Consider the following 23,262-nt stretch of genomic DNA (forward strand, 5'->3'; position numbering starts at 1 on the left):
CCCTTTTGTTTGTCACTATGATTACCTTTCGTAAAGCGGATATCCGGGATATTCCACAAGTGGTATCATTGCGCCTCCGGTTTCTTAATGAGATGTACCCGCAGCCGGACACTTCACGCGACGCCCTGTTGCAGGAAAAAATTGAGGGTTACCTGCAGGAACATCTGCCCAAAGGAGATTTTGTCAACCTGTTTGCAGAGCATCAGGGCCAGGTAGTAGCCAGTGCAGGTATTGTATTCTATAATCAGCCTCCCCTCTATCACAACCTCGACGGCCAGGTGGCCTATATCCTCAATGTATACACGCTTCCGGCTTATCGCGGGCAAGGGATTGCCAGAGCCTTAATGGAAAGGCTCATCACAGAGGCAAAGGATCGTAACACGGGTAAATTGAGCCTGCATGCCAGTAAAGACGGGCGGCTGCTTTACGAAAAACTGGGGTTTCTTGCCGGAGATAATGAAATGACGCTGCAGTTGCCGCGGGTACAACCCTGACAGGCCCCCGGAGGAGCGTTCTGCCGAAAGCAGGAAAAATAGTTGGCATCTCCCGAAAACATGACAAAACACTCACACCGGACAAGCGCTGAATCGTTGGCTTAGCCTTTAGCTTCAAATACCGGGCAATCTACCCGCAGGTTGCCCTGCTTCAGAGAGATACCCAGCTCTTCGCAATAAGGGCCTTTTTTGCCGCTGGCATAATGCTCGCAATTAAAACACATCGGCTGATGCGTGATCACCTCCTGTTGGTTCAGTTGGTAGATCAGCTGCATCAGTTGCTCCAGCAGCACGCCCTGTTCCTTTGCAGGACTGGCTGCTACGGCTTCCTGCATCGGCGCGGCGAAATGCTCCACCTTTTTGGCGATGGCGCGTCCTTCCTTCAACAGGTGCAGGGAATGGCTCCGGGTGTCTGTCTGGCTCGGCTTTCTTACCAGATAATTTTTTTGTTCCAGCGATTTCACAGCGTCGCTGATGGTGGCTTTGGTCATGTTGAAATACAACGCTAACGAGGTTACTGTACGTTGCTCTTCCGGATAATGGAGCAAGAACGTCAATACCTGAATCTGTATGGGGCTCAACCCATATTGTGTGGCCTCCTGCCAAAGGAGCACCCTGAAAGCCTCTGATAAGCGCTCAAGGGCAACCACAATTTTGCTTGGTGTGTTTTCTGCCTGCTGCGCGGGGCTGAATGTGGAAACTTTCCCCATATTTACTACTGTCCTTAATTAGCGGGGCAAGGTACAATAATAAAGGCTGCTTGTAAATAGCATATTAGTGACATCCTTGGGATTCATGGATATAATATCCTTGTTCGGCTATCTGCGATGCCCAGCGGGGAACGGTTTCTGTGGTGTAACAAAACCGGCAGTCCCTGCTGCTGACCGGCATGCTTTCCGGCAGGCGCACCCGCAGAAATGCGCTCCCATAGGCCAGTACGGCAGGAAAAGCCGTTTCCGCAGGGACAATAATATCAAAATGGAGAATACCTCCTTTTCTCTTTTTTGCACATGCCTTATATACGGCGACTTCCATAAATATACTTTTGGGGCGTTGGTGACGGTCAGAAAGGCGCCGGCTTTCCTTCGGGGTAAATCCATAATAAAGCGCTCAGACTCACTGCTTTAAACCACGCCTGGTGAATGGCGGCGGTTGTTGCTGCATCATATCCCGCACGATCAATAAAAAAACGGCCGGCTTCACTTACCGGGAACACGAAAGTTGTCATGTACCGAAGATATACCGGCGATATCGCATGCAAGTCATCCAGTGGCACATTCCTTAGTTGTAGCTGCCGCGCAATACGTTCTTCAAATTCCCACCACCGGTGACTGTCGCTCCGGTTACATAAGGCAGTGATCCAGGTGTTAAAATGCGGGCGGAGACTGTTCAGATAATCCAGGTCCGGCGCGCCGCTGTTCGTGAAATAATGTGACAGGTAATTGTTACTGACAATATGCTCATACCACCGGTTCAGTATCTCCCCGGCATGAGGCGCCAGCAGCGCACCCGCCATCGTCAGATATTGTTCGTCCTCTTGCGTAAACAGCATCATGCGTTTGATCTTAATCAATACCTGTGCATCAACAGAAGTGCTTTGGGGCTCCGGAATCATTGATGACCGTTCAGCTGCGTTAATCATATCGTACTTATGTTTTGAACTGCCGCATTTCAGATAATGGTCATACACAAATATAGTAAGGATTCCTGTTCAATTGCAACTTCATGCAATTGCAGCAACTTTTTTTATTTGCGGTACCTTATCTGCCTGCAGCAGATATATGGGTTTGAATTAATTTGAGATTTTCCGGCGAACTGTATAGTTTTGATTACCTGCTAACCAGGTATTTGAACTGCCATAATGAAAAACATCCTGACACTCCTATATAGAAACGGTCTTGGTACCAACTCTGTACTATCCGGAGACAAAGAAAATTTTGAAATAGTTCCCCGGGAGGGGCATTTACGACGTGCGGGGTACCTCACGGCACTGGGCGCCGCGGCGGGAATGCTTACGGCAGGCCTCGGAATAGCGCTTCAGTGGCTCATCCGGATGATTGCCAGCCTGGCTTTCTTCGGAAAGCCGTCAACAGACATGGTAAATCCGGCGGAGAGCGAAGCCGGTAGCTGGCTGCTGCTGATTCCCCTGCTCGGTGCGGGCGTATCCCTGCTGCTGACCAGAAAGGGCATGCCATTGGGGAAACTGCCGGCACTGGCGGTAAACATCGGCACCGGGGCGCCGGTAGGCACGGAAGGCCCCATCATGCTTGCTGCCGGCGCTTTTGCGCTGCAGGGCCGGCAGCAACTGCGGATCTCCGCTGCGGAGGCCCGTATATTGATGGTGGCAGGCGCGGCTTCGGGCGTAGCCTGGTACTTCGGGGCGCCGGTATCGGCACTGCTGCTGGCATTGGAACTGTGGCTCGGCAGCTGGTCGCTGATCACCATCCTGCCTGTCGTGGCAGGCATCCTGGTGGGCGTCCTCGCCCGTTACGGCCTGTATAACATGGAACCTTTCTTTACGATGGGCACCGGCCCGGACCTGAATAGCAAAGCCTTGCTGGTATACCTGGTGCTGGGATTGATCATTGGCCTGATGGCTGCCGGTATCATCCGGGCTTCCCGCGGACTGACGCGGCTGGCGGAACGCCTGCAACGGCACCATCCATGGTGGCTGCTGCTGTTTGCCCTCCCGGTGGGCATACTGGGGTACCTGGCGCCTGAAAGCCTGGGTAACGGTGAAATGTATGGCAGCTACCTGCTGCAGGCGCATGTGACCTTACAGCTGTTATTCGTGGCGGGCGTAGTAAAACTGATTGCCTGGCTGTTCTTTATGAGCGGGAATAATACAGGGACCACCATCACCCCATTGCTGATCATGGGAGGCGCTATAGGATTGCTCCTGGCGGTGGCTGCCCAGTTTATGTGCCCGGGCGTGGTGATCAACCCGGTAATGGCTTCGCTGATAGGTATGGGCGCATTATTTGCCGGCGTAACAAGAGCATGGCTTTCTGCCATTGTACTGATGCTGGAATTAACACATTGCCTGCCGGCAGCGGCGCCGGTGGCGGGAACGGCCATCGTCGCTTTCGCCGTGTCATGGCCGCTGATAAAAACAAGGCGCACCGCCTGACGGCGGACGCCCTGCCAGAAAATTATTCGCCTCCGGAAACAGCCTTCAGGCCGACGATAGAACCGATCAGCATCACGAGAAAGAATATACGCCACATGGCGGCTGGTTCTTTAAAAAAGATCATGCCTGCAATAGCTGTACCGGCTGCGCCAATGCCTGTCCATACAGCGTAGGAAGTGCCGATAGGCAACCCGCCGTTAATAGCTTTGTTCAGGAAAAGGAAGCTGAGCGTAATACAGGCGAAAAAGCTTACTGAAGGCCACAGCTTTGAAAAATTCTCAGAGTACTTCAATGAAATCGTAAAACCAATTTCAAATAGTCCGCCAATAAGCAGGAATAACCAAGCCATAATAACCAGATTTATACGTGAAAAATAAAATTTGTGAAGAGTAGGGTTGGGACAACAGAAGCCCGCAGCCTCAGGATCAGAGGCCGTAATTGAACACTGCGTAAGCGATAGATATGCCAAATGAGGTTGTCCGCATGGCGCAAAGATAATAAAATTTAACGACCCGCCTTTTCTGACACGTAACGATACAGGTTAAATGATTGTTGCGTTATATGTGACTGTATTTCCGCCTGTAATATTTTTTTGCTGATATCATGCATGCGGCGGTGTTGTATGAGCTGGTAAGCTTTTTCAGCCAGCAGCAGGGAGCGCCGCTGATGCTGGTGCTGTATCGCCTGATGATGCCGGCGGATAGCGGCTGCAATTTCGTTTATCCCTTCCTGTTGGGTGGCGATGGATTTGACAACGGGAATCTCCCAGTGTTCCTGCTGTTTGCTGTGCGCCAGCAGTCGCAGGTTTTTTACAAAGCTGTCCGCGTTGTCACGGTCCGCTTTGTTGACCACGAAAATATCCGCAATCTCCATCAGCCCTGCCTTCATCGTCTGTATTTCATCACCGGCTTCGGGTACCACTACTACAACGGTGGTGTCGGCAATACCTGCGATTTCCACTTCGCTCTGCCCCACGCCTACTGTTTCTATGAAAAGATAATCAAAGCCGGCAGCTTTAATCAGGTCGCTGACTTCAATGATTTTGGGACTGAGGCCGCCGAGTGCGCCGCGGCTTGCCATGGAACGGATATATACATTGGGATCTCCGAAGTGTTGCGCCATCCGGATCCTGTCGCCCAGCAGTGCGCCGAAATTGAAAGGGGAAGAGGGGTCTACGGCAATGATGGCTACTTTTTTACCGGATGCCAGCAGGTGGGTGATCAGTGCGTTAACGAGCGTGCTTTTGCCGGCGCCGGGAGGACCGGTAATCCCCACTACTTTTGTCTGACTGTTGTCCGGCAGTTGCTCCAGCAGCGTTTCGTAACCGGGAGCTTCATTTTCCACAAGGGAAATACAACGGGCCAGCGCTTTTATCTCTCCACGCAAAAGTCCATCCATATATTGCTGGTACATGCTCACAGTCTTTAGTTGATCAGGTATTCCAGTATGCCCTTGTCTGCTTTTATTTTTTTACTGCTAACGGCAGCCTTTACCAGGATCATATTCTCCTGGTGTTTGCCACGGGAGTTTTCACGGTGATAAAGATGATAGGCAACGCCGCCCATCTTAATGAATTTTTTTTGTACGCCGGCGTTGAGCAATCTTACTGCGATATCGTTGTCCTCCATGCCCCAGCCTGTAAAGTTTTCATCATAACCGTTGACGGTCAGAAGATCTTTTTTCCAGAAGGACATGTTGCAACCTTTAACATAATATTTATGCCTGCCGCCTACTTTATAACGTTTAGACAGGAAGCGGCTGAGCGCCGGAAATCGTAAGGCGTTGAACAGGTGACTGAAGGGAGTGGCCCGGTAGTTAATATTGATCTCATGCGCCTGCAGCAACCTGTTGGTAACGCTGGATGACAACAATGCCCGGCTGCCGGTAATAAAATATCCCGGTTCTGCCAGGTTACGGTGGTCTTCCACAAAGTGTTTGTCCAGGATAAGGTCGCCGTCTATCTGGATGATATAGTCCGAAGTGGACTGGGCGATACCTTTGTTCCTGATCTGAGCTAACCGGAATCCTTTGTCCTCCTGCCAAACATGAACAAGCGGCACCGGAAAGTCTTTCCGGATGCTGTTGATCAGCTCACGGGTGTCTTCCCGGGATCCATCATCAGCGATGATCACCTCGTTGGGCAGGATGGTTTGTGATTTGATACTATTTAGGCATAAGGCAAGGGCAGCTGGCCAATTATAGGTAGAAATCAACAACGATATCGTGGATGTGGTTGCTAACATGTCTGCGAATGAGTAATAATGTTATCTATAAAGGTATTCCTTTTATTTAATATATACATAGCGGCAATGCTAATAAGCAGATTCTGCGCCCGTTATGCGGGCCGTTTTTTTTATCTTTAGCTTAAACTCTGATCAGAAAAATGACAAATTTTATATCCATATTTCCCCTTGGTATTGTGGTGTATCCGGGAGAACAGCTGAATCTCCACGTATTTGAACCCCGGTACAAACAATTGGCCCGGGAATGCGTGGCCGAAAATAAGCCTTTTGGAATTCCGGCGGTAATTGACAAAAAAATAATGGAATATGGAACGCTGGTGACCATCGAAAAAGTGGAAAAATTATACGACAATGGTGAAATGGACCTCATAACCCGTGGTACCAGCGTTTTTAGGACCCTCGAACATATCGGGGATATTCCTGATAAATTATATGCCGGGGCTATCGTCAATTATCCGGAAAACCATGCGGGCAGCAATGCCCGCCTGCTGGACGAAGTATTGCACGGTATCCGGGAACTGCATGCCATCCTGCAGGTGCATAAAAAGTTTCCCAAAGAAGATGCCCGCCTTACGGCCTACGATCTCGCCCACCATGCCGGCCTGTCGCTCACGGAAGAATATGAACTGCTGCATCTTTTTTACGAATTACAGCGGCTGGAATACCTCAAACGCCACCTTCATAAAGTAATTCCCATGATGGCAGAAATGGAACGGCTGAAAGAACGGGTAAAACTAAACGGCCATTTCCGGAACCTGTCTGCCGGGGACCTGTAAACTTTTTTCATGCTGAAAACCCGCCGTAAAATATTGTCAAAAAAATATATTTTTGCCGGGAAACCATGTGCTGTCGGGGCTTTCGGCGTCCGTAGCGTTCAACTTTAACGCGCTTTTAACAGGGCTGATTTTGGATTTTTTTGCTTCCCGCCTTAAAAAGTAGATATTTGCAGACCCATAATTTTCACTGGACAAGGGTTTAAATTCAATTCTGATACGAAATGCATTGGACAAAAGTCAGTATTCTTTGCTTCCTGGTTGGGTTTTTCCTGGTGGCAAATAATGCTACAGCACAGGATAATTCACCCTACTCGCGTTACGGTTTAGGCGATCTGAACAACAACCAGAATACGGTCAACCGTGGTATGGGGGGCGTTTCTCAGGCGTATGGTGATCCTACATCTGTTAACTTTATCAATCCGGCCAGCTATTCCAACCTGCTGCTCACTACTTTCGACATAGGTGTGGAAGCCGGCGCCCGGTCTATCTCCGATAAAAATGCCAGCTTCAGCTCCGGCTTCGGTACGCTTTCCTATTTGCAGGTGGGCATCCCCATCCGTAAAAAATGGGGTATTAACCTCGGTCTGCGCCCGGTAACCCGGGTGTCTTACAACATCCAGGAATCCAAAGACCAGATTTTTTATGATACCCTGAAACTGCCTGTTGCCCACCGTTACCAGGGCAGTGGCGGTTTATACCAGTTATATGCAGGTACCGGCGTAGGCATCGGCAACTTCAGCATCGGTGTCAACCTGGGTTATCTTTTCGGAAATATCGAAAACAATACCCGCGTGATCTACCCGGTAAGCGATATCAACGCTTCCCGGCATATGTCCCGCATCAGCTATAGCAGCTTCTTTTACAAGGTAGGTGTTCAGTACAAGGCCAAACTGACCAAAGAAATGGACCTGACACTGGGTGCTTCCGGAAGCCTGAAACAGGACATGACGGTACGCCAGGAAACCCTGAGCGAAAGCCTGATATATAATGCCTCCACCGGCGACTTTACCTCTCTGGACTCTGTAAAATCCGAAAAAGGCCCTAAAGGTACCGTTGTGTACCCACAGGACTTTGGCGCTGGTTTTATCCTGCGCAAGCTGGATAAATGGCAGATCGGTATGGACTTTAACACCACACAGTGGAGCAATTTCAGAAAATATGAACAGGCCGATTCCCTCCAGAATTCCTGGAAAGTAGCGATCGGTGGTCAGTTCGTTCCCAACGCCACTGCCCTCAGCGGCTACTGGAACCGGGTGGCTTACCGCCTGGGTGCTTACTACGGCCTCGATTATCTGAAACTGGGCGGGCAGGACATGAACATCATGGGCTTTACCGTGGGCGCCGGATTACCGGTTCGCCGTATGCCCTACTCCAACCAGTACAGCATGGTTAACATCGCTTTCGACGTGGCCCACCGTGGCAGCAACAATACTGCCCTGAAAGAAAATACCTATCGTGTGTCCCTGGGCTTTACCCTGAGCGACAGATGGTTCATCAAGAAGAAATACGATTAAGCCTGACCGTATGATCGGGAAGAAACTCATATATCTGTGTATTGCGCTGTCAGCGGTTGCCTGCGAAAATGATATCCAGGCGGTCATGGATTTTGATTCCAAAAAAGCAGCAGTGGAAAACGGTACCAATATCGAGGCTATCTTCAGTCAACGCGGAAAGGTAAATGCCAAACTGACGGCTCCCGCCATGGAAAGAAGCCTGGACAAGCCGTCTTATGTGAAGTTCAAACAAGGGTTGAAAGTGCTCATGTTCAATGACACATTGGGCGTTGAAAGTACCCTCACCGCCGATACCGGCCGCTACATGGAAGACGAAGGCGCCATATTCCTGTCCAAGAATGTGGTGGTGGTGAATAAGAAAGGCGACCGGCTGAAAACAGACGAGTTGAACTGGGACCCGAAGAAAAAAGTATTCTATTCCACAAAGGAAGTATTTATAAAAACCCCCACCGACTCTCTGCATGGCTGGGGATTGATTGCCAACGAAGACTTTACCGACAGAAAGATTATCAATGTGAGCGGCCCTATTACTGTTCAGGACAGCCTGTCCATGCAATAGTCGGCCTCCGGAACACATATAACGAAAGAACCCCACCTCTGCAGGTGGGGTTCTTTCGCTTTAACCTATTTTTTAACCTAAAATTTGTAATATTAAAAACAATAACTATGCCAGAGTGGGCTTTAATGAGTGCAATTCAACACGTTGTCCGACCGTTCTTCACAAACTGATGTTCGCTTTTGCTTTTCTGGCCGCAGTCCGTTATTTTTAGATAAAACGAGTGAAACATGGAATTGATCAACTGGCAGGATTTCGAGAAAATAGAGATGAGAACAGGAACCATTATTGAGGCGAATGACTTTCCCAAGGCTCGTAACCCGGCTTATCAGTTGTTGATAGATTTTGGTCCGGAAATCGGCATGAAAAGATCTTCCGCGCAGATAACCCGGCTGTATCAGAAAGAAGAACTGATTGGTAAGCAGATCATCGCTGTCGTCAATTTTCCCCCAAAACAAATCGCCAACTTTATCTCCGAATGTCTGGTACTGGGCGTTGTGGGTGACGAAAAGGAAGTTACCCTCCTCCAACCCGGCAAACCCGTTCAAAACGGTCAGCGGATCGCCTGAGGCGCAGTCAGCTAAACGCACGGATCCGGTCCGTTAACGTGCCTTTTTAAAAGGTAAACGCCTAAAATTATCAGGATACCGTCTTTCAAATCAAGAAAAAAACTAAAGTCATTCGGGTTAAATCTTCGTTATTTCCTGATCTGTAATTCACTATACATTTTTATTTATAATAATTCTATATATTTATAATATTGCAAATTATTTAATATAATAGCATATTTACCATTATCCACTTTTCACGAACAATATTACAGCGTTCACGGAAATGGAAGCCTGAGACTAGATTCATCGGTATATCTTTGTTTTAGGTTTTTCATAGGATATGGTTAAAATTATTACAAGGGCGGTATTCTTACCACCCTTTTTTTATTTCCTTATCTCGTATCAGGAATGATTTATAATAAAATACACGTTTTATCTTTTTTGTTAATATTCTTCTTTTTAATGTATCTCCTCCCTTTGCGGAAGACTGACCAGCCACTTTTAAGTCTGATTTCATGTAAACCCACGGTCCTGGTCGTAACTGCCGTTTATTACCCGGGATAATGATTTTTCCCGGCCATAGAGGATGGGGAACTTTCCATTCATCACTTTTACGTTCACCTTCCCTTTTCATACGTTTACCTGCAACATCGCCGCACCCCTTTTGGCAGGCTTCAGCATCCAATAGGGGCTCTTTTTAACATAAGTGAATGATAATCAGATTTGTATGTCAAAATTGAATACATTATGATTAAACGGTAAGCGTTTAACTGCAGTATGCGTTCACCGTCTCTTTTGCCACGTTCCCCGAAAAAAATATATCGTTCACAAAAATGGCGCAACATCTAATCCGAAAAACGCCCACCTTTGGGTTAGGTTTTTCAATAAAGATATGGTTAAAATTTTTCGGGGCTGTAGTCTTGCAGCCCTGTTTCTTTTACCTAAAAACCTGAAATCTTCTCTAATACCAATTCCCTTTATCTGGCACTCCATTCATGCTGTTTTAACCCAAAAAGATTTTTGGTCCTATTTACTTTGGTCCTGTTTATCCTTATCACCTGTGATATCGCCAGCTCCCCTTGCTACACATTGATTTATACTCCTTTATGGCAAAAAAAATGAGGTCCCGGAAAGGATATCCATGCAGATATTTTTCCGGGACCTCGTATGTTGTGACTGCAGGTCGGTTTATTTGGCAGAGAACTGAGCCGGGAAAGGCTTCTCCAGCAAGTGGGTGTAAATGAAGCGGGCTGTTTCTGTGGAAGCATGCTTCGCATTTGGCCCTCTCCAGCCATGGCGTTCGCCGGGATAAAGCATAAACTCAAAATGTTTGTTCAGGCTTTGCAGTTTGTCTGCCAGTTGAATAACATTCTGCATGTGCACATTATCATCCATTGTGCCATGCGCCATGCGGAGCACGCCCTTGTAACGGTCGGCATACGTCATCACGGAAGTGATTTTATAGCCTTCGGGGTTCTCTGCGGGCGTATCCATGTAGCGTTCTGTATAGTGGCTGTCGTATAATTGCCAGTCGGTAACGGCATAGTTGGCCATACCATGGGTAAACACATCGGCGCCATAGGTCAGGGCCATATCGGTCATATAGCCGCCAAAGCTGCCGCCGGTCATACATATCCTGGCCGGATCGGCCCAGGGCTGCGCCCGCAGCCACATCGCGGCGTCCATATAATCTTCAATCTCATATTTGCCCAGCTGACGGTGGATGTAGTTCATCCCCATTTTGCCCAGCTGGCCGCTGCTGCGGTTATCGATGGCCACCTGTATAACGCCTTCCTGTGACCACCATTGGAAAGCAGGGCTGAATTTCCAGGTATCGTAAACGGTGCCTGCATTAGGACCGCCGTAGATGCTGATGAGGACCGGATATTTTTTACCAGGCTGCAGGTGCACCGGCAGGGTGATGGTCATGGGCAATACCAGGCCGTCACGCGTTTTATAGGTCGTCAGCTCCGTTTTGGTCAGATTGTATTGGCCAAACTTACTGCCTTTGGCATTGCCCAGCTCCCGGACCACTTTGCCGTTGTTGTCCAGCAATGCCATCCGCTCAGGTGTTTGCAGGTTGGAGTAGGTGGTGATGAAGTATTTGCCACCGGGCGCCATGCTGATCACATGGTTGTAATTGCCGAAGGTGAGCCGGGTGATGGCGCCTGTTTTCATGCTTACTTTATACAGATCAAACCGGGTAGAGGCTTCCTTACGGGCCGTAAAGTAGATCAGCTGGTTTTTTTCATCGGTACAGACTACATCTTTCACGGTCCAGTTGCCGCTGGTCAGCTGTTTTTTCAGCGAGCCGTCCATATTATGAAGATAGAGGTGCGACCAGCCGGTTTTATCGCTCTGCAGCAGGAATCCCTGGTTGTTTTGCAGGAAAGGAACGGCATCAAACCAGTCGATCCATGTTTTCTGGGTTTCGCTGTAGATTTCTTTTTTAGCGCCGCTTTTCGGATCGATGCTGTATATCTTCAGATTGTCCTGGCCGCGGGGCATCCATTGCATCCAGAGTTGTTTGCTGTCGGCTGTCCAGAATGGCATGCCGAAGTATTGGTCATCATTTTCGTTGAAGTCGGCCCACACGGTGTTACCGCCTTCCACAGGCACTACGCCTACTTTTACCGCTGGGTTAGGGTCGCCGGCTTTGGGATAGCGGGTGTTTTCGAGGTAGCCGTGTTGTCCTTTTTCGCTGTAGATGGGGAATACAGGCACTTTGGTATCGTCAAAATGCATATAGGCGATCTGTTTACTGTCGGGGCTCCACCAGAAAGCGCGGTAGCGGGTGGGGCGGCCGAGGATCTCTTCGAAGTAAACCCAGGAAGACCAGCCGTTGTAGATCACATCTGTTCCGTCGCTGGTATAGCGGGTTTCTTTTTTGGAGGCTATTTCCACGCTGTACAGGTCATTGTTGCGGGTGAAGGCCACATGTTTTCCGTCCGGCGAGAGGGTGGGATTTTTTTCCACCAGGGTGTCGTTCGTCAGACGGATGTTGCTGCCGTCTGCAGCTTTATAGAAGACGTCCCGGTCGCGTACTTCGACGCTGGGACCGTCTACCGGGGCGGTATATACGGTGGCGGCGCCGGTGCGGGCGTTTACTTTCATGGCCTGAAGGCGGCCGGAAGCGGGAAGAACGCGCATTTCCAGGTAATGGTCTGCGTCTGCCCAGCCTTTCAGTACCGGCAAAGGTTGGGTAATATCGGTGGTCTGACCTCTGAACGCCTGTTCAAAAGTAACATCCTGCTGCTGTGCCTGTAAACGCGGCGTGGCAGCCAGCAACAGGACGGCGCTGCCCAGGCAGACGGGTGTAAACCATGATGAACTTCTCATAATAGACAGTTGATTTTTGTTGATGTTGGCGGGCGAAAATAAGCATAACTCAAAAATACCCCTGACAAAATCCATAAACGGCGGCGCTGCCGGCGCCATTTATCCGTCAGGAAACGCCGTTTACGCAATAGTTAACAGCAATCCCGAAATCCCCACTGTTAATAGCAGTAGAACGGGCTACCTTTAAGCCGGTTTTCATAGGATATGGTCAAAAAATAAGAGGGCTGTAGTCTTACAGCCCTTTTCCGTAAGATTTTCCCCATAATCAGTTATTTTTGCACTCCATTTGGCATTTACAAATAATCACATGACACAATTATCTGAGCAAGAGATTATACGCCGGGAAAAATTACAGGAGCTGCAAAAACTGGGCATCGACCCCTACCCTGCGGCAGAATACCCGGTCAATGATACTTCCGTTAACATAAAAAATAACTATTCGGAAGCCACCAAAGAGCAATTCCAGGATGTATGCCTGGCAGGTCGTATCATGAGCGTTCGTGATATGGGCAAGGCCGCTTTTGTGGAACTCCAGGATAAAGCCGGCCGTATCCAGCTGTATGTACGCCGCGACGACATCTGTCCCGGTGAAGACAAGACCGCGTACGACGTTGTTTTTAAGAAACTGATGGATATCGGTGATATCATCGGTGTAAAAGGCTATGCTTTTATCACCAAAACCGGCGCTACCTCCATTCATGCAAGGGAAGTGAACATACTGTCCAAATCCCTGCGTCCGCTGCCGATCGTTAAATCCGTGGAAGGACAGGTGTTTGACGAGGTGACCGATCCGGAATTCAAATACCGTCAGCGTTATGTGGACCTGGTGATCAACCCGGAAGTGAAAGATGTGTTCGTAAAAAGGACCAAAATCCTCCAGACCATCCGTGATTTCTATAATAACCTGGGCTACCTGGAAGTGGAAACACCGATCCTACAGCCTATCCCCGGCGGCGCTACCGCCCGCCCGTTCGTGACACACCACAACGCGCTGGATATGCCTTTGTACCTGCGTATCGCGAACGAATTATACCTGAAACGCCTGATCGTAGGCGGTTTTGAAGGGGTATACGAATTTGCGAAGGACTTCCGTAACGAAGGAATGGACCGTACCCATAACCCGGAATTCACCGTCATGGAGATGTACGCCGCCTACAAGGACTACGAATGGATGATGCGCACCACCGAAACCCTGCTCGAAAAAGTGGCGGTGGCGCTGCATGGCACTACGGAAGTACTGGTGGGCGAGAAAACCATCGACTTCAAAGCGCCTTTCCGCCGCGTCCCCATGTACGACGCTATTAAGGAACATACCGGCTTCGATATCGACGGCATGGACGAAGCACAGCTCCGCGATGTATGCAAACAGCTGGGCATCCATGTAGACGCCAAATTCGGTAAAGCCAAACTGATTGACGAAATTTTTGGCGAAAAATGCGAAGGCCACTACGTACAGCCGACCTTTATCACCGATTACCCGGTGGAAATGAGCCCGCTGACGAAAAAACACCGCAGCAAAGCCGGACTGGTAGAACGTTTTGAGCTGATTGTCAACGGTAAAGAGATCGCCAACGCCTACAGTGAGCTGAATGATCCTATCGACCAGCGCGAACGCTTCGAAGAACAGGTACAGCTCATGGAACGTGGCGATGATGAAGCCATGTATATCGACTACGATTTCCTCCGCGCCCTGGAATATGGCATGCCGCCTACTTCCGGCATCGGTATCGGTATCGATCGTCTGACTATGCTGATGACCAACCAGCCGTCCATCCAGGACGTCCTGTTCTTCCCGCAGATGAAGCAGGAAAAATAGTCACGCAAAGGATTCTAAGATCATAGCGGATAGCAAGCCCGCAAAGAAATAAAAGACCACATTTTGTTGTTTATATTAGTTTATGTTAATATGATCAACAAAATGTGGTCTTCTTTTTATAAAAGGGAACATAATATGATCTTCGATCCTTTGCGATCTTAAAACCCGCTACGATCTTGCAATCCTTTGCGTGCTAAAAACCCGCTATGATCTTATAATCCTTTGCGTGAAAAATTTCCGGCATTAAATTTTCTATACCCTTTGGGAAAGCGCTCAGATCCCGTGTCACATCGTTACCTTTAAGTAATGCTTTTCTGTATCTCAAAATTAGTCATATGAAAACGATACTTGTACCCACTGATTTTTCTGATACCGCCTATAATGCAGCTACTTATGCGCTGGCGATGGCTCCACAGCTGAATGTTGACCGTATTGTGCTTTACCATGCCTATGAACTGATCGTACCAATCCCGGACGTGCCTACTGCCATTCCCATGGTTAATCCGGACGATCTGCGGATCGCTTCACAGGAAGGGTTGGATAAGATGCAAAAAGAACTTGCGCCGCTGGCAGGCGCCGGTGTGAGTATCGTGACGAGGGCGGACAATACGCTGCTGGCTGCCACCATTGACGATGTGGTAAAACAGGAAGAAGCAGCGCTCATCATCATGGGCATTACCGGTGGCAGTAAAATGGAAGAGATACTGGTAGGTTCCAATACCATCGATGTGGTGAAGCATACCACCTGCCCGGTGCTTATCGTTCCCGGAAAAGCAGTGTTTAAAGGCATCGCCAAAATCGTATTTGCCTGCGATCTGCGCCAGGTGGCCGACAGTACGCCGATCGCCCCGCTGAAGAAGCTGCTGGCCGCATTCCATGCGGAACTGCATGTGATCAATATAGACCATGAAAGCAAGCACTTCTCCACCGATACGCCTTTTGAAACGCTGATGCTGGATACGCTGCTGGAAGATTATAAGCCGGAATATCATTTTGTGGACAACCCGGACGTGGTGCAGGGTATCACGGAATTTGCCGAAAGCATACAGGCAGACCTGATCCTCACCATCCCGAAAAAACACGGCCTGTTTGAACGGATCTTTAAACGCAGTAATACCGCTAAACTGGCCTACCAGACGCATATTCCGCTGCTGACGATACACGAATAAACTTTATATTTGAAACATTAATACATATCATCATCACAACATTATGCTGAAAAAAACACTGTTGGTTCTCCTGGGCGTTGGCTGTATGCACGCCAGTCAGGCGCAATTGCTGAACAAACTGAAAAAGCTCAAAAATTCCAGCTCCACCACCACTACAAACACCACTACTTCCAACACCGGCGGCAGTTTCACTGAAAATGAAGCTGGTTCTGCCATCAAGGAAGCACTGGCGAAAGGCGTTGCCAATGGTATCGCCAATCTCAATAAAACAGACGGTTTCTTTGGCAATGAACTGTATAAGCTGTTATTGCCTCCTGACGCAGTGAAAATCGGTAATACCCTGCGTGCCATCGGTTTAGGCCCGCAGGTGGACCAGGCCATCCTGCAGATCAACCGCTCCGCAGAAAAAGCCGTAGGATACGCCGCGCCCATCTTTGTGAATGCCATCAAACAAATGACGCTTACAGATGCGATCAACCTGGTAAAAGGGGGTAACAATTCCGCTACCGAATTTTTCAAAAGCAAAACCACCGATCAGCTGAAAGCCGCTTTCTCTCCTGTAGTGAAAGGTTCGCTGGACAGCACCAGCGCTACCCGCTACTATTCAGACATCGTGAATACATACAACAAACTGCCGACGACATTCAATAAAGTGAATCCTAACCTGCAGGACTATGTGACTACGATGGCAGTGAACGCACTGTTCGACCAGATCGGTAAAGAAGAAGCGGCTATCCGCGCTAATCCTGCCGCCAGAACGACTGATATCCTGAAAAAAGTGTTCGGAAATATCCTGTAGTTTCTCGCAAAGCTTTGTAAGAAAGCAAAGACACAAAGAGTCTTTATCAATAAAAGTAAAGGTGCGAAGATCAAATGCTGATCTTCGCACCTTTGCTTTCTTATTTAATCTCAAAAAAACTTTGTGTCTTTGCTTTCTTACAAAGCTTTGCGGGAAACTACGCGCTGAGCAATACCTGCCAGGCCTCTCCTACCTTGTTGGCCTCCAGCAGCTGCTTAGCGTAATGATGCAGCTCGCGCTCCATCTCATCCGGCGTAAGGCTGTAATACTGGATGATGTTTTTAAGGTGACTATCATCAAATGCAGGATCTACAAAAGGCATTTCATGTACGTTGCCCAGTTTGCCCAGATCATTGCCGCTGAGAATAGCGCTGTTGCGTATGGATAACGGTAACGCATCTACGCCGATTCCGAGTTGTGTATTGGGTTTGGGCACTTCAAAGACAGCATCGCCGGAAGCGCGGCAATAATAGTCGCCGCCCATGCGGGCTACCAGGTCGATCTTCTGCGGGTCTATTCTGCCTTTGGCATCGAAAATGTCATCGTTGATATGGATGAGTACCGGTTCACAGATAACGAGGTTGCCGGCGCCGCCCTGGTTGCCGGTTTCGATGATCTGTTTTACCACGCATTCCATTTGTACGGGACTTTCCTTTACACGGAACGGTTTTATTTTTTCTGAGGGCACAGGTGTAAAGCCGGCCTTCACAAATTCGTTTATCCCTGATGGGTATTCGCAACTGGCCAGTGATGTTTGTTGCACCATGTTGTAGGTGACCACATTGATCACTACTTCGCGGGTGGCGTACACGTTTTCCAGCGTGTGTTTGGTGGTGTTGTCGCGGACGCGCCTGGACGGTGAAAATATCAGCGTTGGCGGATTGGTACCGAATATATTGAAGAAACTGAAAGGCGATAAGTTAGGCTGCCCTTCCGCATCGATAGTGCTGGCAAAACAAATCGGGCGCGGGGCGATGGCGCCCTGCAGATAAGCCTGCAGCTCGGCGGTCTTAATTTCAGACGGAACTACCTTCATGCCTATACGTTTTTCTTAAGTGCCAGTATAGAGAAGTCAGTGTCTTCTTTAACGATGGTGTTGGTAAGTGTGCCCAGTCCTTCTATCTCCATCTCTACCACATCGCCGGGTTGCAGCCATTGTTCGGTGTAATTGGGGTCGTTGAGTTTGCCGGTGCCGTTCAGCTCCAGGAAACAGCCGGTGCCTACGGTGCCGCTGCCGATCACATCGCCGGGCATGATGTTGACGCCATAAGCGCAACGTTCCACGATCTCCGCAAACGTCCAGTCCATGTCGCCCATATTGCCTTCGCTGACCTGTATGCCATTGACTTTGCAGGTCATCTTCAGGTTGTAGTTATTACCGGTATGTCCGGGTTTGGCGGGTACCAGGAACTCCTCCAGTTCGTCCGGCGTTACCAGCATGGGGCCTATCACGGTACTGAAGTCCTTGCCCTTGGCGGGGCCCAGGTTGAGTTTCATCTCTTCCATCTGCAGCGTGCGTGCGCTCATATCGTTCATGATCATATAACCGCCGATGTAGTCATCCGCTTCTGCTGCGGTGATATTCCGGCCTGCTTTGCAGATCACGATAGCTGCTTCCAGTTCAAAGTCCAGTTTGTCGAAGTGGTCCGGCATACAGTGAATATCGCCGGGACCCTGGATAGCATTGTGATTGGTAAAATAGAAGATCGGGTACTGATCAAATTCCGGGATCATCTCTACTTTGCGGTTTCTCCGGGCAGCAGCCACATGTTGCCGGAAAGCATAGCCATCGCGGCAGGAAGTGGGGAATGGTACCGGCGACAGCAGCTGTACGCTTTCCACGGGGATACCTTTGGCGGTGCCCGGATGTTTGCCTGCTTTCAGGCTGGCGTCAGCCTGCCGGGCCACGTCGATCACGTCTTCCCACATCATCAGGAACATTCCCATGTTATTGGGCAGGTCCGGATGCAACTCCTGGGTGTTGTACAACTGTCCGTCAACAAGGATGGCCAGCTGGTCTGTTTCCTCTCTTAAATAACTTACAAGTTTCATGATTTGTATTGTTCTGGTTGTATGATTGACCAAATATAAGGATGCTCCTGCGGTTTTTTTGTATAATTTAGGAAGATAAAGACCTGATATGAAATCCTGTTTATGGCCCCTTACCTGCTGTTAGTCCTGCCGCTGGCAGCCGCAGCGCAGTCGCCTTCCCGTTACGCCATCTCGCATTGGCCAAACTGCCGGCCGACAGCCTGCTGACAACACGGCTCAACGATGCCGGGCTGGAGCAGCTGCTACAGGCGCATTTCGGGCTTACGCCGGCTAATTTTAACGAAAACATCAGGAAGCGCTTAGCCGCCAGCTGATAATTTTATATTTTGGCAATCAGAACCACTATTGCTGCTCTATGATGCGTCACTGTTTGCTGTTACTGCTTTGCGGTTGCCTGTCGCTGGTACAGGCGCAGCCCCGTACAGATACCCTGCTGAAAAACATGTTCGACCGTGAGGCTACCCCGCTGCTGCGGCATATGCTGCAACATCCCGATTCTTTCCGGTATCAGCTGATTTATACCCGGATTGACCGCGATGCCAATAACCAGCCGCATTTCACGCATTATTATCTCAACGTGGACGCGGACCAGTATTTTAACCCGGCCAGTACGGTGAAGCTGCCCATTGCCCTGCTGGCGCTGGAGAAAATGAGGGAACTCAAGGTCCGCGGCCTGGACGGCAACACCACCATGCTGACCGACAGCAGCGGAAGCGGACAGTTAACCGTGCATACAGACAGTACGGCCAAAAGCGGGCTGCCTTCGATCAACCATTACATCAAACGGATTTTCCTGATCAGTGACAACGACGCCTATAACCGTTTGTATGAATTCGTAGGGCAACAGTCCATCCATGAAAGGCTCTGGAAAAAAGGCTATAAGGATGTGCGTATCGTGCGGCGGTTTATGCCGTTGTCTGAAGAAGAAAACAGGCACACCGGCGCTATCCGGTTTGTAAAAAACGGGAAGACGCTGTACAGCCAGCCGCCGGCCGTGAGCCGGCTGTCTTACGACTATAGCAGAAACATCCGGATAGGAGCGGGTTATATGGATAAAAACGAGCACCTGGTATCTGAGCCGATGGATTTCACAAAGCATAACAACCTGCCGTTGCAATGCCTGCAACAGATGCTGCAATCGGTGATTTTCCCGCAGTCGGTGCCGGCGGCGCAACGTTTCCGGATAACCCCGCAGGATTACCGGTTCCTGTACCGGTATATGTCCGAATACCCTTCTGAAAGCACAGATCCCGTTTATGACACCACTGAATACTTTGACAGCTATACGAAGTTTTTCCTTTTTAAAGGCGCCGGCCGCCACATCCCGTCCAATATGCGGGTGTTCAATAAAACGGGCTGGTCTTACGGCTTTTTGACAGATGCGGCTTACATCGTTGATTTTGAGCATAATATTGAGTTTATGCTCACCGGAACGGTGTATGTGAACCGGGACGGTATTTTAAATGATGATAAATACGAATATGAAGGGGAAGGATATCCTTTTTTCCGGGATGCCGGCAATATTATTTACCGGTATGAGCTGCAACGGCAACGGGCCTACCAACCGGACCTGAAGGCATTCCGGATCGATTACAGGCAGTAGCGGGGACTGACGGTCATAATATTTGACGGATAAATTAAAGATTAAAAATATTCCAATTAAGGTGAAGGTTGTATTTTTGTGCCTGAAATCGGCAGACGGGGCATAGCTACCTGCCAGGGTAAAATAAGAGGGGTTTTATTCATTTTCCCGTAACTGTTGCGCGTTAAAACTGGGATTCATGAAATTTGAAAAGATTAAGAACAAAGGACAGGCAAGATTATTTGAAAGCCAGTACCTCGAGATGCTGACCAAGACGCATCCCCTGGTGATCTGGGGAATGTATTTGCCCATTATTGGCTATATGCTTTATTATAGCCATGACACGTTAGGCTTTGAAGTAAGCACGGTGATATCGATATTCATAGGCGCGATGTTATTCTGGTCGTTCTTCGAGTATATCATGCACCGGTTTATTTTCCACTTTGCCAGCGACAGTCCGAAAGTGCAGCGTTTTATTTACGTGATGCACGGTAACCATCACGAATATCCGAGAGACAAACAGCGTTTGTTTATGCCGCCGGTGCCCAGTCTGATCCTGGCCTCTGCGATCTTTGGCAGCCAGTATATTTTCCTGCGGCAGTATACTTTCATGTTTTTCCCCGGTTTCCTGCTGGGTTATCTGATTTATGGCAGCATGCACTACGCTATCCACGCCTGGAACCCGCCTTTTAAATTCATGAAGCCGCTGTGGCGTAATCACCACCTGCATCACTACAAAAGCGAGGATAAAGGCTTTGGTGTAAGTTCAGCTTTCTGGGACCGGGTATTCGGCACTTTCTTTGACCTGGACAAGGAGAAGGAAGACAAAGAGAAAGTAAAGGAGCTCATGTTTTAATGTAGAGATTTTTTGATGTACGATTTTTTGATTTTATAGATTTACAAAAGGAGAAGACCGAAGCAAGTTAACAACCGCTTCGGTCTTCTTCTTTTGTATTGCAGGAATCAAAAGATCGTACATTAAAAAATCCCTGAATGAATCACCATCTTTCTTCATCGTCTGGCAGGTTGTCTTGCCGGAAAGCTTCCCGGGAAGCTATTTTCTGCAGCTGTCTCTCGATGATCAGCGCCGCGATGGGCCGGTAGGGATCGGTGCCTTGCCGGGCGGCATATTCCAGTATCTGTCTCACCTTTTTCTCTGCCACGTCGATCCGGTACAGGAGAAAGATGAACTGTTGGAGATCGGTGCTGATGAGGTATTCCAGTCTTCTGCCCAGTATTTCCTCCAGTTGCGCGTAACTGATATTGCCCGGGGGACGCTTACTTCAAATGTCTGTTGCGCCCAATTGGCGGTCTCCCGGAGATACGGTGCAGGAACGCTGTTCATTATTTCATCTGTTTGATTTTGTAGGAAGCGTTGGTGACTACTTTCACCGGCACTTTCAGGTCGCGTTTAATGCCTTTGGCCTTATTCACTTTGTAGGTGTAGTTGCCGTTCATTTCAGTATTCTGTACGCAGATGCTGGGCATGCCGCTGCTGCGCATCACCAGGTAATTGGAGGAGGTGGTGCCGCTGATTTCGGCGGTAGCCTTGATATCGTCGTCGAGGGTGAGCATTTGCACTTTATCGGTGTTTATTTTGGAGGTGCCACCGATTTTAGCGGTCTGGGTGTCCCAGGTTTGAAGGTTCCAGTAGAGATCTATCCTGCCAACGAGGCCGCCGCGAAGGGGAACGCTTTCTTCCCATTGGGTGCCGGTTTTGATGCCGTGGGCTGGATACATGATCAGCAACTGTTCCAGCCAGGCGCGGAAGGCGTCGGTGCCGAACTGGTCTTTCATGAGTTTTTTATAGGCTTCCTGTTCGTCTTTTTTCAGGGAGCTGAAGGCGGCGGCAGCGTTGTCCAGCAGGTTGTCGAGGCCGTCGATTTTTGTGATGACGCCGGTGCTTTGCAGTTCCACGGTAAAAGGCTGGTCCAGCAGTTTCTGCAGGCCGGCCTGAAAAGGTTCGTCCGGTTTGCTCACTTTGGCGTCCACAAAGATATTCTGATTTTTAGCGTTGAAGTTGAATCGCAGTTCTTTATACCGGAACGTCAGTGTGGCTTTGCCGGGTATCACATCGGTGACATCGATGGTAATAATATTGTTATAATCGCGGGTAACCCTTTGCTGTGCTTCGTTAATGGTGGTATAGGTTTCCGTACGGCTTTTCTGTTCCAGTTCAAACTGTTCTCCCTTGTTAAAGCTGTAGTTGATTGACATGTAGTCCTGCGCCTGCGTGGTGAAGGACAATGTCAGGAAGGTAGCAATGGCGCCCAATAATTTTTTCATTACTGTAATTTATTTTAATCAAACATACTTTTCAATCACACCTAATCCAAACAGGGCGAAGTCGTATTTGGCCGGGTCGTCCGGGTCCAGCTTTTTGAGCTCATGGGTGAGCGCTACGGCAGTTTTCCAGTCTGACTTCGCGTCTGATATCAATCCCAGCCTGGTGGCCACGCGGCTTACGTGAACATCCAGGGGGCATACCAGTTGTGATGGTGAAATATGTTGCCACAGCCCAAAATCCACGCCATTTTCATCTTTTCGCACCATCCAGCGTAAATACATGTTCAATCGTTTGCACGCGGAATGTTTGGCGGGAGAAGAGATATGTTTTTCTGTACGGGCGGGGTGCTCGAGGGAGAAGAACATTTTATGGAAGCCGGTAAGGGCTTTTTCAACGTTTTCGTCCTGTGGGCTGAGGTGGCCGCTGAAGGCGAATTCGAGGGAGGTAATGTTGGTATAGTAATGCTGGAGGAATTCCACAAAATACAGGAGGTCCACACCGTTAAAAGTCCGGTGGCAGAAGGTCATCAGCTTCATGCGGTCGCGCGGGTCGTGATTGCGGATGTAGTCATAGGGCGCGTTGTCCATATGCCGCATCAGTTCCGTGCATTTGTTGATGATGCTGGTACGGTTGCCCCAGGCCAGTATGGCGGCAAAGAGGCCGGCTATTTCTATGTCCTGCAGTTCGCTGAAGCGGTGCGGGATGCAAATGGGGTCATTTGCAATGAAATCCGGATGATTATAGGTTGCCGCTTTCGCATTCAGGAAGTCCTTCAGTTGTTGGATCTTCATAGTTGTCACATGTAGCATCTGCAGCCTGGCTATACGCGTCAGCCACCTGCGCTGTTGCCCTGAGGCAACAGCGCAGGTGGTTTGATTCGTCAGCGCTGATAAAATAGGCTGTGGATATGGTCCAGGAAAAAATTATATACTTCGTAAAGATAATTTTTAACCG

Annotated in this window: 25 protein-coding genes; 12 read left to right on the forward strand and 13 right to left on the reverse strand. The window is 49.2% G+C overall.

Translation table 11 applies throughout. From position 1 onward, the window contains the following. Positions 1-17: 17 nt before the first annotated feature. Positions 18-494 (forward strand): GNAT family N-acetyltransferase, encoded by a 477-nt coding sequence (locus HF324_RS01940; RefSeq protein WP_168861829.1) that lies wholly within the window; start codon positions 18-20, stop codon positions 492-494. 101 nt (positions 495-595) lie between these two features. Here the strand turns inward: HF324_RS01940 and HF324_RS01945 are convergent, their stop codons facing one another. The 3 genes from HF324_RS01945 to HF324_RS01955 form a co-directional block, all read right to left on the reverse strand. Next, complete coding sequence (locus HF324_RS01945; RefSeq protein ID WP_168808945.1) at positions 596-1,051, reverse strand: MarR family winged helix-turn-helix transcriptional regulator; 456 nt, start codon at positions 1,049-1,051, stop codon at positions 596-598. Positions 1,052-1,268: 217 nt separating this feature from the next. Then, entirely contained in the window at positions 1,269-1,529 is a 261-nt protein-coding gene (locus tag HF324_RS01950; RefSeq protein ID WP_168808948.1) for a DUF2024 family protein, read from the reverse strand. Positions 1,530-1,557: 28 nt separating this feature from the next. Further along, complete coding sequence (locus tag HF324_RS01955) at positions 1,558-2,136, reverse strand: protoglobin domain-containing protein (protein WP_168808955.1); 579 nt, start codon at positions 2,134-2,136, stop codon at positions 1,558-1,560. A 219-nt stretch (positions 2,137-2,355) separates the two neighbouring features. Between HF324_RS01955 and HF324_RS01960 the strand changes: the two genes are divergently transcribed. Beyond that, on the forward strand, positions 2,356-3,624 hold the full coding sequence (locus tag HF324_RS01960; RefSeq protein ID WP_168808958.1) for a chloride channel protein: 1,269 nt from the start codon (positions 2,356-2,358) through the stop codon (positions 3,622-3,624). 22 nt (positions 3,625-3,646) lie between these two features. Here HF324_RS01960 and HF324_RS01965 read toward each other — a convergent pair whose 3' ends face one another. The 3 genes from HF324_RS01965 to HF324_RS01975 form a co-directional block, all read right to left on the reverse strand. Next, a complete protein-coding gene (locus HF324_RS01965) occupies positions 3,647-3,973 on the reverse strand; it encodes a DMT family transporter (protein ID WP_168808960.1) in 327 nt (108 codons plus the stop codon). Between the two features lie 155 nt (positions 3,974-4,128). Continuing rightward, entirely contained in the window at positions 4,129-5,037 is a 909-nt protein-coding gene (meaB, locus tag HF324_RS01970; protein WP_168808962.1) for a methylmalonyl Co-A mutase-associated GTPase MeaB, read from the reverse strand. A gap of 11 nt (positions 5,038-5,048) precedes the next feature. Then, positions 5,049-5,867, reverse strand: coding sequence for a glycosyltransferase family 2 protein (locus tag HF324_RS01975; RefSeq protein ID WP_168808964.1), 819 nt, complete (start codon positions 5,865-5,867; stop codon positions 5,049-5,051). A 140-nt stretch (positions 5,868-6,007) separates the two neighbouring features. Between HF324_RS01975 and HF324_RS01980 the strand changes: the two genes are divergently transcribed. From HF324_RS01980 to HF324_RS01995, 4 genes are all read left to right on the forward strand, one after another. Further along, on the forward strand, positions 6,008-6,643 hold the full coding sequence (locus tag HF324_RS01980) for an LON peptidase substrate-binding domain-containing protein (protein ID WP_168808966.1): 636 nt from the start codon (positions 6,008-6,010) through the stop codon (positions 6,641-6,643). A gap of 221 nt (positions 6,644-6,864) precedes the next feature. Further along, positions 6,865-8,157 carry a BamG family beta-barrel-assembly machinery protein gene (bamG, locus tag HF324_RS01985; protein WP_168808968.1) on the forward strand — a complete coding sequence of 431 codons (1,293 nt, stop codon included), beginning with the start codon at positions 6,865-6,867 and terminating at the stop codon, positions 8,155-8,157. Positions 8,158-8,167: 10 nt separating this feature from the next. Further along, positions 8,168-8,716, forward strand: a complete 549-nt coding sequence (gene lptC / locus HF324_RS01990; protein ID WP_168808970.1) for an LPS export ABC transporter periplasmic protein LptC — start codon at positions 8,168-8,170, stop codon at positions 8,714-8,716. A gap of 227 nt (positions 8,717-8,943) precedes the next feature. Further along, positions 8,944-9,282, forward strand: a complete 339-nt coding sequence (locus HF324_RS01995) for a tRNA-binding protein (protein WP_168808972.1) — start codon at positions 8,944-8,946, stop codon at positions 9,280-9,282. Positions 9,283-9,634: 352 nt separating this feature from the next. Here HF324_RS01995 and HF324_RS02000 read toward each other — a convergent pair whose 3' ends face one another. After that, complete coding sequence (locus tag HF324_RS02000) at positions 9,635-9,949, reverse strand: hypothetical protein (protein WP_168861830.1); 315 nt, start codon at positions 9,947-9,949, stop codon at positions 9,635-9,637. Positions 9,950-10,452: 503 nt separating this feature from the next. Further along, positions 10,453-12,603, reverse strand: a complete 2,151-nt coding sequence (locus HF324_RS02005) for a S9 family peptidase (RefSeq protein WP_168861831.1) — start codon at positions 12,601-12,603, stop codon at positions 10,453-10,455. Positions 12,604-12,910: 307 nt separating this feature from the next. On the opposite strand from HF324_RS02005, the gene lysS reads away from it, so the two are divergent. The 3 genes from lysS to HF324_RS02020 all read left to right on the forward strand — a co-directional run bounded on the left by lysS (position 12,911) and on the right by HF324_RS02020 (position 16,387). Then, the gene (gene lysS / locus HF324_RS02010; RefSeq protein ID WP_168808978.1) at positions 12,911-14,419 is read left to right on the forward strand and encodes a lysine--tRNA ligase; all 1,509 of its coding nucleotides are present in this window, start codon (positions 12,911-12,913) and stop codon (positions 14,417-14,419) included. 335 nt (positions 14,420-14,754) lie between these two features. Next, positions 14,755-15,588, forward strand: a complete 834-nt coding sequence (locus HF324_RS02015) for a universal stress protein (RefSeq protein ID WP_168808980.1) — start codon at positions 14,755-14,757, stop codon at positions 15,586-15,588. A gap of 43 nt (positions 15,589-15,631) precedes the next feature. After that, positions 15,632-16,387: a DUF4197 domain-containing protein gene (locus HF324_RS02020; protein ID WP_168808982.1), complete on the forward strand. Its 756-nt coding sequence runs from the start codon at positions 15,632-15,634 to the stop codon at positions 16,385-16,387. 157 nt (positions 16,388-16,544) lie between these two features. Here the strand turns inward: HF324_RS02020 and HF324_RS02025 are convergent, their stop codons facing one another. Both HF324_RS02025 and HF324_RS02030 read right to left on the reverse strand, forming a co-directional pair. Further along, complete coding sequence (locus HF324_RS02025) at positions 16,545-17,423, reverse strand: flavin reductase family protein (protein ID WP_168808984.1); 879 nt, start codon at positions 17,421-17,423, stop codon at positions 16,545-16,547. A gap of 2 nt (positions 17,424-17,425) precedes the next feature. Next, entirely contained in the window at positions 17,426-18,439 is a 1,014-nt protein-coding gene (locus tag HF324_RS02030; protein WP_168861832.1) for a fumarylacetoacetate hydrolase family protein, read from the reverse strand. A gap of 176 nt (positions 18,440-18,615) precedes the next feature. Here HF324_RS02030 and HF324_RS02035 point away from each other — a divergent pair, with 176 nt between their 5' ends. The 3 genes from HF324_RS02035 (at position 18,616) to HF324_RS02045 (ending at position 20,877) form a co-directional block, all read left to right on the forward strand. After that, positions 18,616-18,753: a hypothetical protein gene (locus HF324_RS02035; RefSeq protein WP_168861833.1), complete on the forward strand. Its 138-nt coding sequence runs from the start codon at positions 18,616-18,618 to the stop codon at positions 18,751-18,753. A 41-nt stretch (positions 18,754-18,794) separates the two neighbouring features. Then, positions 18,795-20,042: a serine hydrolase gene (locus HF324_RS02040; RefSeq protein ID WP_168861834.1), complete on the forward strand. Its 1,248-nt coding sequence runs from the start codon at positions 18,795-18,797 to the stop codon at positions 20,040-20,042. Between the two features lie 178 nt (positions 20,043-20,220). Then, positions 20,221-20,877 (forward strand): sterol desaturase family protein, encoded by a 657-nt coding sequence (locus HF324_RS02045; protein ID WP_168808992.1) that lies wholly within the window; start codon positions 20,221-20,223, stop codon positions 20,875-20,877. 142 nt (positions 20,878-21,019) lie between these two features. Here the strand turns inward: HF324_RS02045 and HF324_RS02050 are convergent, their stop codons facing one another. The 3 genes from HF324_RS02050 to HF324_RS02060 form a co-directional block, all read right to left on the reverse strand. Then, positions 21,020-21,184: a hypothetical protein gene (locus HF324_RS02050; RefSeq protein ID WP_168861835.1), complete on the reverse strand. Its 165-nt coding sequence runs from the start codon at positions 21,182-21,184 to the stop codon at positions 21,020-21,022. 181 nt (positions 21,185-21,365) lie between these two features. Continuing rightward, positions 21,366-22,307 (reverse strand): DUF6263 family protein, encoded by a 942-nt coding sequence (locus HF324_RS02055; protein ID WP_168808996.1) that lies wholly within the window; start codon positions 22,305-22,307, stop codon positions 21,366-21,368. An 18-nt stretch (positions 22,308-22,325) separates the two neighbouring features. Then, positions 22,326-23,099, reverse strand: coding sequence for a TIGR02757 family protein (locus HF324_RS02060; RefSeq protein WP_168808998.1), 774 nt, complete (start codon positions 23,097-23,099; stop codon positions 22,326-22,328). Positions 23,100-23,262 lie beyond the last annotated feature (163 nt).

This window comes from Chitinophaga oryzae, assembly GCF_012516375.2.
Taxonomy (GTDB): domain Bacteria; phylum Bacteroidota; class Bacteroidia; order Chitinophagales; family Chitinophagaceae; genus Chitinophaga; species Chitinophaga oryzae.